This window comes from Erwinia sp. INIA01 (assembly GCF_025947915.1).
GTDB classification, from domain to species: Bacteria; Pseudomonadota; Gammaproteobacteria; order Enterobacterales; family Enterobacteriaceae; genus Erwinia; species Erwinia coffeiphila.
Genome location: NZ_JAPDNC010000008.1, coordinates 259,886 through 272,830, shown reverse-complemented (window position 1 = coordinate 272,830; position 12,945 = coordinate 259,886). Strand labels below are relative to the sequence as shown.

The window sequence follows — 12,945 nt, the reverse complement described above, 5'->3', positions numbered from 1 at the left end:
TGAATGATGGAACAGACGATAAGCCGCGAAATGCGCAGCAGAATATTGGCAACGCTGGAAGAAACGGAAGCAAAGCACGGGGTGCGAATCCTGTACGCCTGCGAATCGGGCAGCCGCGGCTGGGGTTTTGCCTCACCGGACAGCGATTATGATGTGCGCTTCATCTATGTACATCAGCCGGAATGGTATCTGCGGGTAATGCCGCCGCGCGATGTGATCGAAATGCCGATAGATGACGAGCTGGATGTGTGCGGCTGGGAGTTACGTAAAACGCTTGGCCTGATGCAGGCCGCTAACCCCACGCTGATGGAGTGGCTGGACTCGCCGATCGTTTATCGCCAGCATACCGAAAGCAGCAGTGCGCTACAGGCGCTGGCCCGCGACTATTGTAGCGATCGACGTGCGCGCTACCATTACCTGTCGATGGCGAGAAAAAATTTTCGCGGCTATCTGCAAGGGGAGCAGATACGACTCAAGAAATATTTCTACGTGCTGCGTCCACTGCTCGCCGTGATGTGGATCGAAGCCGGTCTGAGAACCCCGCCCATGCGGTTCGACAAACTGGTCGCGGGCACGATAACCGAACCGAAACTGCTGGCCGAGATTGAGTCGCTGCTGGTAATGAAACGCAGCGCGAATGAGGCGGAATATGGCCCGCGCCGCCCTTACCTGCACGCCTTTATCCGCAGCCAGCTGGAGCAGCAGGATCGCCCACTGCTGGCCGACAGTGAAAGGCGCGATGCGACAAAGCTGGATCGGTTCCTGCGCGATACAGTCATGGCCCAGAGGTGAAATGGCAAAGGCATCGTTCGGCTCGGTGCCTCCGCCCTATCGCAATCATAGACGCAATCTTTGCGGCATTTGGCCGAGTGGCGTTACACTTATGCCCAGAAAAATAACTCACTTACTGAACTGGAAGATTCGATGACCAAACATTATGACTATCTCGCCATCGGCGGCGGCAGCGGCGGTATCGCCTCCATCAACCGTGCGGCCATGTACGGACAGAAATGTGCGCTGATCGAAGCGAAAGATCTTGGCGGCACCTGCGTGAACGTGGGCTGCGTACCGAAGAAAGTAATGTGGCATGCCGCACAGATTGCTGAAGCCATCCATCAGTACGGCCCGGACTACGGCTTCGACACCACCGTTAACCAGCATAACTGGGACGTGTTGCTGAAGAACCGCAGCGCCTATATCGATCGTATCCACACCTCATACGATAACGTGCTGGGTAAAAACAACGTCGATGTGATCAAAGGCTTTGCGCGTTTTGTTGATGCGCACACCGTGGAAGTGAACGGCGAAAAGATTACCGCTGACCATATTCTGATTGCTACCGGCGGTCGCCCGGTTCAGCCGAACATTCCGGGTGCCGAGTACGGCATCAACTCCGACGGCTTCTTTGAGCTACAGGCGCTGCCAAAACGCACCGCCGTGGTGGGCGCAGGCTATATCGCGGTTGAAATTGCCGGCGTGCTGAACGCGCTGGGTTCTGAAACCCACCTGTTCGTTCGTAAGCACGCGCCGCTGCGCACCTTCGATCCGCTGATCGTCGATACGCTGCTGGAAGTGATCAACACCGAAGGCCCGACGCTGCACACCGAATCTATTCCAAAAGCGGTGGTGAAGAATGCCGACGGCAGCCTGACCCTGCAGCTGGAAAATGGTAAAGAGCAGACCGTTGATTGCCTGATCTGGGCGATTGGCCGCGAGCCGATGACCGACAACCTGAACCTGGACGTCACCGGCGTTGCGCTGAACGACAAAGGCTATATCAACGTTGATAAGTTCCAGAATACCAACGTGAAAGGCATCTACGCGGTGGGCGATAACACCGGTGCGGTAGAACTGACTCCGGTGGCGGTTGCCGCCGGTCGTCGCCTGTCCGAGCGCCTGTTCAACAACAAACCGAACGAGCATCTGGACTACAGCAACGTGCCAACCGTCGTGTTCAGCCACCCGCCGATCGGCACCGTGGGCCTGACCGAGCCGGAAGCGCGCGAGAAGTTTGGCGATGACCAGGTCAAAGTGTACAAATCGGCCTTTACGGCGATGTACACCGCCGTCACTCAGCACCGCCAGCCTTGCCGTATGAAGCTGGTCTGCGTCGGCGCCGATGAGAAGATTGTCGGCATTCACGGCATCGGCTACGGCATGGATGAAATGTTACAGGGCTTTGCGGTGGCACTGAAAATGGGGGCCACCAAGAAAGACTTCGATAACACCGTTGCGATCCACCCGACCGGCGCGGAAGAATTTGTGACTATGCGTTAAGCACTGTTCTGATATTAAAAAAACACCTGCAGGTCGTTCTGTAGGTGTTTCTTAGCGAGTTTGAAATTAATAGTGTAGAATCTATAACCCATTAATTATAAACCATTAACAATGGTAGAAGTTTAAGAAAACGACCATTCGAAGAATGGATAAAAACACGGAAATAAAAATATCTCCTTATTTCACACTATCATTATTCTAAAATTAAACTTCCCTGATGCATGACGCTGAAAAACTAAAAAAAATTAAAATAATTGTTATACTAAACCCGCCAGAACAGTAACACACTTCACCAAAAAAGATAATCTGTACAAAAGGACAGTCTTTCGACTGTACTTTCTACCTGTACCTGTGAAAAATGATGGATAACAAGAATAAAAATAACCACAAGTAAAAATCTTTATTATATAATAGCGTTCATAAATCTCTTGCTATCAAGGCTAAAAATACCCGATGAAAAGTGATAAAGACATTGAGTTATTTATAAAGAATTATGTTGAAGATGCATTGGGTGATTTTAGTGAGTTGACATGGGCTTATGTTGTTCTTTCAAAGAGTAATATGTCATTAAATTTTTACGTGACAAACTATCCGGATGAATGGGTCATGTTTTATAAGGAAAAAAGATTATACTTCACCGATCCGGTTGTTATCACTGCACGCACCAGATTAACGCCTTTTGAGTGGGATAAAAGTCTGATAATTAACTCCGGATATCATTACACCGGGTTGTTTGATCAGGCTGAAGAATTTGATTTGATTAAAGGAAATACTTTTGTTGTTCATGACTTTAATAATAACCTCGCGACGTTAACTTTCATTACCAGTCGGGGAAGTAAACCTGAGATAGTTAATAAATTAACTCAAAAAAGGGGAGATATTTCATTACTTCTCGCATCCATACATGAAACATATCTTGCTCTGGCTTATCCACCAACGGAAAACATCAATAAAGTCGATAAGAAAACCATTTTCACGAAGAGAGAAAACGAAGTCCTTTACTGGTACAGCATGGGTAAAACCTATCAGGAAACCAGTATTATTCTTGGGATCAAATTACGCACGGTCAAATTTCACATGTCGAACATTGTCAAAAAAATGGGTGTAACAAATGCACGACATGCCGTACGTTTTGGGATAGAGCATGGCTTGATAAAGCCCGAAATATAAAAATCAGTGACAGCAACATTTAGTCACCGCTATTGGAGCTAAAAACTCCGCAGGGGTTCAATCCTGCCCCGACCTGGCATGGCTGCAATATGTTGCACTATGCTGCAATGCCAGAATCAGTGAGGCATTATCTCTGAAAAAGATATTTACTGCCCGTAATACGCATTCGCCCCGTGCTTACGCAGGAAGTGTTTATCCAGCAGCGTCTGCTGCATACTGTCAACGCCGGGCTGTAGCTGACGGGTGAACAGATTCATATAGGCGATCTCTTCCAGCACTACGGCATTATGCACGGCGTTATCCGCATCGGTGCCCCAGGCAAAGGGACCGTGGCCGTTGACCAGCACCGCAGGGATATCCTTCGCGCTAATCCCCTGCTGATTTACCGTTTCCACAATGACATTCCCGGTTTCGTGCTCATACTGACCGTTAATTTCCTCGTCGCGCATCAGTCGGGTGCAGGGGATCGTGCCATAGAAATAATCGGCGTGAGTGGTGCCCAGCGCCTTCAGCGGCTGACCGGCCTGCGCCCAGATCGTCGCGTGGCGCGAGTGGGTGTGCACCACACCACCGATATGTTCAAAGGCACGATACAGCACCAGATGCGTCGCGGTATCGGAAGACGGTTTTTTATCCCCCTCCACCACTTTACCGGTTTGCAGATCGACCACCACCATATCCTCCGGCTGCATATCTTTATAATCCACGCCGGAAGGCTTAATCACCACCAGACCGCGTTCACGATCGATTCCGCTGACGTTTCCCCAGGTAAAGGTCACCAGCTTGTGGGCGGGTAATAATAGGTTTGCTTCAAATACCTGTTGTTTTAATTTCTGCAGCATAGTTAAACCTCACGTAATAAATAATTTATTTGCAGATAATGACTAAGGCGCTGCAAATATCTATTTCATCAATTAATAAGGGAATGGATGGGTTATTACGTTACGTCTAATACTTTGCTGCGAAAAGCCTGTGAGAATGGCAAAAGTCGCCAAACAAATACAAACGGTCGCATTCGGTCATAAATGGGCATTTACAACTTGACCGTTTATGTTGATTTAAAGCTGTTGATGATTTTTTATCTGCAATAACGCCCGTTTTTACGTGATGAAAATCACATTAAAATGCATAATGCACATCACAATCATCACTTAATAGTGATTATTATCACATTAAGACATATGGAAAAACTAGCTAACGGGTTTCTTGAAATCAGTCACTTTAAAAAAAACTGAAAAGTATGAATATTAGTCCATGTGATAAGCAATGGAATCGGGCTATTTATGTTACAGGCTGAGCGTTACAAGATGATTTGTAGCTATGTGCAACAAAATGGCTCCGCGCTGGTTGCTGAACTGTCGACTATGTGCAGCGTTTCGCAGGAAACTATACGCAGAGATTTAAATCTGCTGGAACGTAACAAGAAACTGATCCGCAGCTTTGGCGGCGCAGTGTCGCTTGATGACTATGACGACCGCACCCGCCCCGTGCAGGACGCTTTCTATAAAGCGGATACTATCGATCGGGCAGAATCGCTACGCAAAAGAACGGAAGAACACCCCGATATTAAGATGAAACTGGCCAAGGCTGCACTGCAGTTTATTCAGCCCGGCGACTGCATCCTGCTGGATAACAGCAGCACCTGCTGGTTCCTCGCACGACAGATCCCGGATATTGATATCACCGTCGTAACCAACTCGGTCAAAATCATCCAGGCGCTGGCCTGCCGCGATAAGGTACGTATCATCGGCTGCGGCGGTGAATACTCGGAGCGCCACGACGATTTCCACGGCCCGGTGGCAGAAAGCGCGATTCGTAACTTTCAGATCAATACCTTCTTTTTTTCCTGCCAGGGGCTGAATCTGGAAAATGGCATCCGCGACGGCAGTGAAATTAACGCCCGCTTAAAGCAGGTAATGCTACAGGTTTCCGGCAAAAAAATTCTGCTGGCCGACTCCAGCAAATTCGATCAGTTCGCGTTTTGTAAGATTTGCATGCTCGATGACATTGATATTTTAATCACCAATAAAGTGGCTGAAGAAAGAAACTGGGGAGACAGCCCTGAATTTAGTGTAATTGAAGTCGACAAGTAATTTTTTAGCGAAGATAAAATCCGCCCGTTCTGGCGCAATAAGCCAGAACGATTTTATTACCGTCAATACCAGTGAAAGTTGCAATAAATAACCGGAACCGAAATACACCATCACCATTGTTTTATTCAATGGCAAAGCGGATTAATGCATCCTTTGCGTTAGCCGTTGCTGCTCATTTTATTTAACAACGCACGGTGTAATGGCGAAGGGGAAACAAACCGAATAATGCACTATTCGGCAACCATGATAATTAAAATAACCTTCTGAGGATCTAATAATGAAAAAATTACTCTTACCCTGTGTAATCGCCTCACTGATCGCTTCATTTTCCACCCTGGCTGATGACGCAGCGGTCCCTCAAAAAGCCAACAAACCTTTTACTATGGGCGTGGTGGTGAAAGTGGGGGGAATTCCCTGGTTTAACGTGATGGAACAGGGGATTAAAGAAGAAGGTAAAGCCCTGGGCGTGAACGCCTGGCAGGTGGGGCCAACCACCGCCGACCCGGCCGAGCAGGTGCGCGCCATTGAAGATTTGATCGCCAAGAAAGTGGATGTCATTGGCGTAGTGCCAAACGATGCCAAAGTGCTGGAGCCGGTGCTGAAACGCGCGCAGGAAGCGGGCATCAAGGTGATTACCCACGAATCACCGGCGCAGGCCAATGCGGACTGGGACTTTGAACTGCTCGATACTCAAACTATGGGCGCTAACCATATGAAAGATATGGCCGCCTGCATGGGTGAAGAAGGCAAATATGCCATGTTCGTGGGTAGCCTGACCGTTCCGCTGGTAAACGACTGGGCCAACGCGGCCATCGCCTATCAGAAAGAACACTACCCGAAAATGCAGCTGGTTGAAGACCGTTTTGGCGTTGCCGAATCGGTAGATGACTCCATGCGCACCGCCAATGACCTGATGTCCAAACACAAAGATCTGAAAGGCATTATGTCCTTCGGTTCGCAGGGCCCAATCGGCGCAGGCCGCGCGATCGACAAGCGTAAGAAAAACAATGATATCTGCGTCTTTGGTACGTTTACCCCGGGCCAGGGCATCAAGCTGCTGGAGAAAGGCGCGATCGATGGCGGCTATATCTCTAACCCAATGACCGCCGGCAAGGTCTTTGTACAGGTGGCGACCGCGATGATGAACGGTGAACCGATCAAAGACGGCGTCAAACTGGGCGACATGGGCGAAATCAAAATCAAAGGCAACACCATCCTCAGCGATAACCCGGAAAAACTGGATGTGGAAAACACCAAACGTCTGGTGAAACTGGGCCTCTGACCCTGAGCCGTATCGCCGGAGCCATTGCGCTCCGGCTTTATTCACGTCTAACACCAGGGCAAGAACGATGCTTAATAATAACAATGTCGATAATGCCGCCGCGCTGATCACGCTGAACGCGCTGTCAAAAAGCTTTGGCGGCCATCAGGCATTAAAAAACATCACGCTGACCTTAAACCAGGGCGAAGTCCACTGCCTGGCCGGGGCCAACGGCTGCGGTAAAAGTACGCTGATTAAAACCATCAGCGGCGTCTACGCGCCCGATGCCGGTAGCGAAATCATCATCGACGACAAAACCCATGCACGCCTGACGCCCGATCGCGCCAGGGCTTTAGGCATTCAGGTGATTTATCAGGACCTGTCGCTGTTCCCGAATCTGACCGTCGCCGAGAACATTGCCTTCGAATACAACCTTAAGGGCTATTTCGGCTGGTTTAAGCAGAAAAAACTGAAAGAAAAAGCACAGCAGATCCTCAACGAGCTGGCGTTCAATATCGATCCGGATGCGCTGGTGCAGCATCTTCCCATAGCCCAACGCCAGCAGATCGCCATCTGCCGCGCGCTGGTTGCGGACGCCCGGCTGGTGATTATGGACGAGCCAACCGCTTCACTGACGCGCACCGAAGTGAACCAGCTGCTGCGCACGGTGAACTACCTGCGGGATAAAAACATCACCGTGGTCTTCGTCAGCCACCGTCTGGATGAAGTGAAAGAGATTTCCGACCGTATTACCGTGATCCGCGACGGCGAGAAGATCGGCACCTGGGACGCCGCCGCGCTCTCTACCGGCAAAATCACCGAGCTGATGACAGGATTAGTTATTGAGCACCAGCAGAAGTTGCCAAACGCCGAGCTGGGTAAGGTGGTGCTGGAGCTGAATCACCTCAGCCGCAAAGGGCAGTTTGACGATATCTCCTTACAGCTGCATCGCGGCGAAGTACTGGGCCTGTGCGGCCTGCTGGGCTCCGGCCGCACCGAACTGGCACTGAGCCTGTTTGGTATCACCCACCCCGATAGCGGTGAGATCCTGCTGGACGGTAAAAAGGTCCGGATCAAAGACAACACTCAGGCACGGGAAATGGGCATTGCCTATGTTTCAGAAGACCGTCTGACGCTGGGTGCCATTCTGCCGCAGTCGGTTGCCGACAACATGGTGATTTCCATTCTCGATGAGATCAAAACGCCGTGGCACATGATCGATGAACAGCGCAAAGACGCGCTGGTGCAGGAGTGGATCAAAGATCTGGATATCAAGGTGACCAACCCGGATAACCCGCTTTCAACCCTTTCCGGCGGCAACCAGCAAAAGGTGGTGCTGGCGAAATGGATACTCACCCGACCAAAAGTGTTGATTCTTGATGCGCCCACCGTCGGGGTAGACATCGGTGCCAAAGACAGTATCTACAAGCTAATCCATCGCCTGTCCGGCGTGGGTATTTCGGTGCTGTTAATTACCGATGAAGCCCCGGAAGCCTATTACAACTGCGATCGCGTGCTGCATATGAAGCAGGGAAAAATCGTTAACGAGTTAATTCCTTCAACGCTGAGCGAACCTCAACTCGCGGAGGCCATCAATGGCTAACATTTTTAAAATGCCACGTTCGGTCGAAGGCTGGCTGGGCTGGGTTATCGCCTTAATGCTGGTGCTGTTTTCCACCTTAAGCAGCGAGTTTTTGTCGATCCAGAACCTGCTGGATTTGACCGAAAGCTATGCCGTAACCGGGATTTTCGCGCTGGGTTTATTTGTGGTGCTGGTGACCGGCGGCATTGATATTTCCTTCGCCGCCGTGGCTTCTGTCGCACAGTATTTTATTGCCTCGCTGTTGCTTAACGATGTGATTGCCAGCCCGCTGCTGTGTATCGTGCTGGCGATTGTCTGCGGTGTGGTCTTCGGGCTGATTAACGCCGTGCTGATCTACTACCTCAATATCGTCTCGATCATTATCACCATCAGTATGCAGTCGCTGCTGTTCGGCATGCTGATGTGGATTACCAACGGCCACAGCATTTACGACCTGCCCGACTGGTGGATCAGCCAGCGTACTATCCTGCCCTTCGAATACGGCGGCGAAAGCTATCAGGTGGGCCTGCCGGTGGTGGTGATGCTGGGCATGGCGCTGCTGACCTGGCTGCTGCTGAATAAAACCCATATCGGTCGGCAGCTCTACGCCGTCGGCGGCAGCAACGAATCCGCTCGTCGTATCGGCATCCGCGTCTCCGTTATCTATCTGTTTGCCTACGGCTATTTAGGCGCGGCGGCGGCGATTGGCGGCATGCTGCAGGCGTACCGCATGAGCGAAGTGGTGCCTAACGCGCTGGTCGGCGGCGAGCTGGATGTGCTGGCGGCGGCGGTGCTGGGCGGTGCCAGTCTCTCCGGCGGCAGAGGTTCGGTGATTGGCACGCTGATGGGCGTATTCCTGATCGGCATTCTGAAAAACGGCCTGAACCTGATCGGCGTTTCCAGCTATTTCGTCAACATCGTGATTGGCGTCGTTATCGTCGCCGCGATCTGCGTCACCCACTACAAGAAACGCAAAGAAACCGATGTCGGCTTCGTCTGACGGAGACTGTTTAATGAAAAATAAACCCTTTTTACCTCTGGACGGCACCAGCACCGGGCTGCTCGGTATCTGCCTGATTGCCACGGTGGCCTTTTCACTGGCGATGCCGGGCCGCTTTCTAACCGAAAACACCTTTCTGAGCATTGCGTTTCAGCTGCCGGAACTCGGCCTGCTGACCTTTGCGATGTTTGTACCGATGCTGAGCGGTGGCCTGAATCTGTCGATTATCGGCACGGCCAACCTCACCAGCCTGTTTATGGCCTGGCTGCTGATTCACTACGTTCCGGTTGATGCCAGCATCGGCGTGCAGCTGATGTGGCTGGTGCTGGCGCTGCTGGCTGCGGCAGTGATTGCGGTGCTGATTGGCGTGCTGACCGGGCTGATGATTTCCCGCGTGGGTGCGCACCCGATTCTGGTGACTCTCGGCAGCATGACCATTATCAGCGGCATTGGTGTGTACCTGACCAAAGGCGCGGCGCTGAGCGGCATGCCGCCAATCGTGCGCAGTATGGGATCGGAAGTGGTCTGGGGGATCCCGGTTCCACTGATTATCTTTATCGTCGCCACCGTATTTTTAGCCCTGCTACTGGGCAGAACGCGCCTCGGCAAAAATATCTACATGTGCGGCAGCAACATCAACGCCACCTGGTTCAGCGGCATCCGCACCGACCGCATCATGATGGCGATTTACGCCATTTCCAGCCTGCTGTGCGTGCTGGCGGGGCTGATCATGATGGCCCGCTTTAACTCGGCGCGCATGGGCTACGGCGATTCGTATCTGCTGCTGACGGTGCTGGCGATTGTGCTGGGCGGGACCGACCCGTTCGGCGGCGTGGGCAAAGTGATCCACGTCTTCTGCGCGCTGCTGGTGCTGCAGGTGATCGCCACCGGGCTGAGCCTGGCGGGGGTCAGCCTGCACTTCAATCTGGCGGTATGGGGCATCACGCTGATTTTCGCCCTGGCGTTCAAATTCTTTAAAAACAAATGGCAGGCGCAGCGGGCGATGAAGCTGAACCGGAAAAAGCACCAGCAGCTGCTGGCAACACGTGGGGAAAGATAATGCGTAAGCATCCATTAGGGATTTACGAGAAGGCGCTGCCGAAAGGGACCAACTGGGTGGAGAAGCTGGCCGTGGCAAAATCCTGCGGGTTTGATTTTGTCGAGATGTCGGTGGATGAAAGCGACGAACGCCTGGCGCGACTGGACTGGACGCAGGCAGAGCGCATGGAGATCATCCAGGCGATTCAGCAGACCGGCGTGCGCATTCCCACCCTGTGCCTGTCGGCACACCGCCGCTTTCCGTTCGGCAGCCGCGACGCGCAGACCCGCCAGCAGGCGTATACCATTATGGAAAAAGCGGTGCGGCTGGCGCAGGATCTGGGCATCCGTACCATTCAGCTGGCCGGCTACGATGTCTATTACGAACCGCAGGACGACGACACCATCGCCCGCTTTGAGGACTCCGTGGCCTGGGCCGTTGAGCTGGCCGCCGGGGCGCAGGTGATGTGCGCGGTGGAAATCATGGACACGCCGTTTATGAACTCCATCAGCAAGTGGCAGGCGCTGAATGCGAAAATTAACTCACCGTGGTTCACCGTCTATCCCGATATCGGCAACCTCAGCGCCTGGGGAAATGAGGTGGACAGCGAGCTGACCGGCGGTATCGATCGCATTGCGGCTATCCACCTGAAAGATACGCTGCCGGTCACGCCGGACTCGCCGGGCCAGTTCCGCGATGTGCCGTTTGGTGAGGGCTGCGTTGATTTTGTGCAGTTCTTTAAAACCCTGCGCCGCCTGAACTATCGCGGCACCTTCCTGGTTGAAATGTGGACGGAAAAAGCCGACGAGCCGCTGCTGGAAATCATTCGCGCCCGTCAGTGGATTGAAGACAAAATGGCCGCAGCCGGCTGGGGTGAAACCCGTAGCGCGCTGCTCAGCCCGGAGGCAGTATGAGCCACTACTTTATGGGCGTTGATTTAGGCGGGACGGTAACCAAAGCGGGGATTTACACCGCCGACGGCCAGGAGATCAAAGTCGTTGAGCTGGCGGTCCCGCTGCTCAGTGAACAGATGGGGTTCTGCGAGCGCGATATGGCCGAGCTGTGGTCCGCCACTAGCCAGGTGATTCGCCAGGTGCTGAACGACAGCGGTATTGCGGCAGAGGCGATTCACGGCGTGAGCTTTTCCGCCCACGGTAAGGGTCTGTACCTGGTGGATAAGCAGGGCCAGCCGGTACGTAACGGCATCGTCTCCTCCGACTCACGCGCGCAGCCGCTGGTCAGCCGCTGGAAAAGTGAAGGCCGCGACGCCGAAGCATACAGCCGCAGCCTGCAACAGCTATGGCCGTCGCATCCGGCGGCGCTGCTCGGCTGGCTGAAGGAGCATGAGCCGGACAGCTATCAGCGCGCGGGCTATATTCTGATGGTCCACGACTATATCCGCTACTGCCTGACCGGCGAGTTCGCCTGCGAAGAAACCAATATCTCCGGCAGCAATTTGTTTAACCAGCAGCAGGGGGCATTCGACCCGACGCTGTTTAACATCTTCGGTATTTCCGAGATGGCAGAGAAAGCGCCGCCGGTGATCGGTTCCGCCGAATGCGCCGGATACGTCACCGAACAGGCCGCCGCGCTGTGCGGTTTAAAAGCCGGAACGCCGGTGTTCGGCGGGCTGTTTGACGTTGTCGGCGCGGCGCTGGCCTCGGGCGTGCACGACAGTTCCTGCCTCAGCGCCGTGGCGGGCACCTGGAGCATCGCCACCCGCGTTTTCGACCGTATTGAACCCTCTGACTATCCCTACGTGTGGGGGAAATACTGCATTCCCGGCACTTTCTTTGTTCATGAAGGCAGCCCGACCTCGGCCAGCAACCTCGCCTGGTTTGTGCAGCAGTTCTTCCCGGATCTGCCGGACAGCTATCGCCAGCTTAACCAGTGGGCGAAAAACGGCTACGAAAAGGATCTCAACATCCTGTTTTATCCGTGGCTGTACGGCTCCAACTTCCACGACAACCTGCACGGCGGCTTCCTTGGCTTAAGCGGCCACCACAGTCGGGAAGATATGGTCTACGCCATTTATCAGGGCATCGTCTTCTCGCATCTGCTGCATCAGGACCGTGTGCAGGACCTCAGCGCGGGCAGCGATATCATCCGCTTTACCGGTGGGCCAACGCACTCGGATATCTGGATGCAGATGTTCTGCGACGCCAGCAACCTGCCGCTGGAAATCGTCGACGTGAAGCAGTCCGGCTGCCGCGCTGCCGCGATCTGTGCCGCGGTGGGCGCGGGTGAATACCCTGATTTCCAGACGGCAATGAAGCACTGCCAGCCGCCCACCCTTCGCCTGGAGCCAAACCCGGCTAAACACGCGATGCTGAGAAAACGCTTTGAACACTTCAAGCGGATTGCCGGGGCGTTAAGTGAAGTGAAGGCCATCGTCTGATTGCCCTTTCGCTGAGCTGCCCACCGGCGATCGGTTCTTAAATGAAAACGCGTGGGAGGCCGGTGAATAATCCGCTCCCGGCCGGGGCTTTACCCTGGCCGGGAGCCGGAACCGTTAACCGGCAC

Annotated in this window: 11 protein-coding genes; 10 read left to right on the top strand and 1 reads right to left on the bottom strand. The window is 53.3% G+C overall.

The window, feature by feature from the left end:
• Nucleotides 1–3 precede the first annotated feature (3 nt).
• The 3 genes from OMR58_RS16000 to OMR58_RS15990 all read left to right on the top strand — a co-directional run bounded on the left by OMR58_RS16000 (nt 4) and on the right by OMR58_RS15990 (nt 3,447).
• Nucleotides 4–792: a nucleotidyltransferase domain-containing protein gene (locus OMR58_RS16000; RefSeq protein ID WP_264546385.1), complete on the top strand. Its 789-nt coding sequence runs from the start codon at nt 4–6 to the stop codon at nt 790–792.
• A gap of 132 nt (nt 793–924) precedes the next feature.
• Nucleotides 925–2,277 carry a glutathione-disulfide reductase gene (gene gorA, locus OMR58_RS15995; RefSeq protein WP_105595716.1) on the top strand — a complete coding sequence of 451 codons (1,353 nt, stop codon included), beginning with the start codon at nt 925–927 and terminating at the stop codon, nt 2,275–2,277.
• Nucleotides 2,278–2,730: 453 nt separating this feature from the next.
• Nucleotides 2,731–3,447, top strand: coding sequence for a helix-turn-helix transcriptional regulator (locus OMR58_RS15990; protein ID WP_264546384.1), 717 nt, complete (start codon nt 2,731–2,733; stop codon nt 3,445–3,447).
• Between the two features lie 146 nt (nt 3,448–3,593).
• On the opposite strand, the gene araD is transcribed toward OMR58_RS15990, so the two are convergent.
• The gene (gene araD, locus OMR58_RS15985) at nt 3,594–4,289 is read right to left on the bottom strand and encodes an L-ribulose-5-phosphate 4-epimerase (protein WP_105595714.1); all 696 of its coding nucleotides are present in this window, start codon (nt 4,287–4,289) and stop codon (nt 3,594–3,596) included.
• Between the two features lie 441 nt (nt 4,290–4,730).
• Here araD and OMR58_RS15980 point away from each other — a divergent pair, with 441 nt between their 5' ends.
• From OMR58_RS15980 to OMR58_RS15950, 7 genes are all read left to right on the top strand, one after another.
• A complete protein-coding gene (locus OMR58_RS15980; RefSeq protein ID WP_105595713.1) occupies nt 4,731–5,540 on the top strand; it encodes a DeoR/GlpR family DNA-binding transcription regulator in 810 nt (269 codons plus the stop codon).
• Between the two features lie 277 nt (nt 5,541–5,817).
• Nucleotides 5,818–6,822, top strand: a complete 1,005-nt coding sequence (locus OMR58_RS15975) for a substrate-binding domain-containing protein (protein WP_105595712.1) — start codon at nt 5,818–5,820, stop codon at nt 6,820–6,822.
• Between the two features lie 67 nt (nt 6,823–6,889).
• The gene (locus OMR58_RS15970; protein ID WP_264546383.1) at nt 6,890–8,404 is read left to right on the top strand and encodes a sugar ABC transporter ATP-binding protein; all 1,515 of its coding nucleotides are present in this window, start codon (nt 6,890–6,892) and stop codon (nt 8,402–8,404) included.
• Nucleotides 8,397–9,383, top strand: coding sequence for an ABC transporter permease (locus OMR58_RS15965; RefSeq protein WP_105595710.1), 987 nt, complete (start codon nt 8,397–8,399; stop codon nt 9,381–9,383). The genes OMR58_RS15970 and OMR58_RS15965 overlap by 8 nt, the downstream gene beginning before the upstream one ends.
• Nucleotides 9,384–9,396: 13 nt before the next feature.
• Entirely contained in the window at nt 9,397–10,443 is a 1,047-nt protein-coding gene (locus tag OMR58_RS15960; RefSeq protein WP_264546382.1) for an ABC transporter permease, read from the top strand.
• Nucleotides 10,443–11,336, top strand: coding sequence for an L-ribulose-5-phosphate 3-epimerase (locus OMR58_RS15955; protein WP_264546381.1), 894 nt, complete (start codon nt 10,443–10,445; stop codon nt 11,334–11,336). Before OMR58_RS15960 ends, OMR58_RS15955 begins: the two co-directional genes overlap by 1 nt.
• Nucleotides 11,333–12,820, top strand: a complete 1,488-nt coding sequence (locus OMR58_RS15950; protein WP_264546380.1) for an FGGY-family carbohydrate kinase — start codon at nt 11,333–11,335, stop codon at nt 12,818–12,820. The genes OMR58_RS15955 and OMR58_RS15950 overlap by 4 nt, the downstream gene beginning before the upstream one ends.
• The last annotated feature ends 125 nt before the right edge of the window (nt 12,821–12,945 follow it).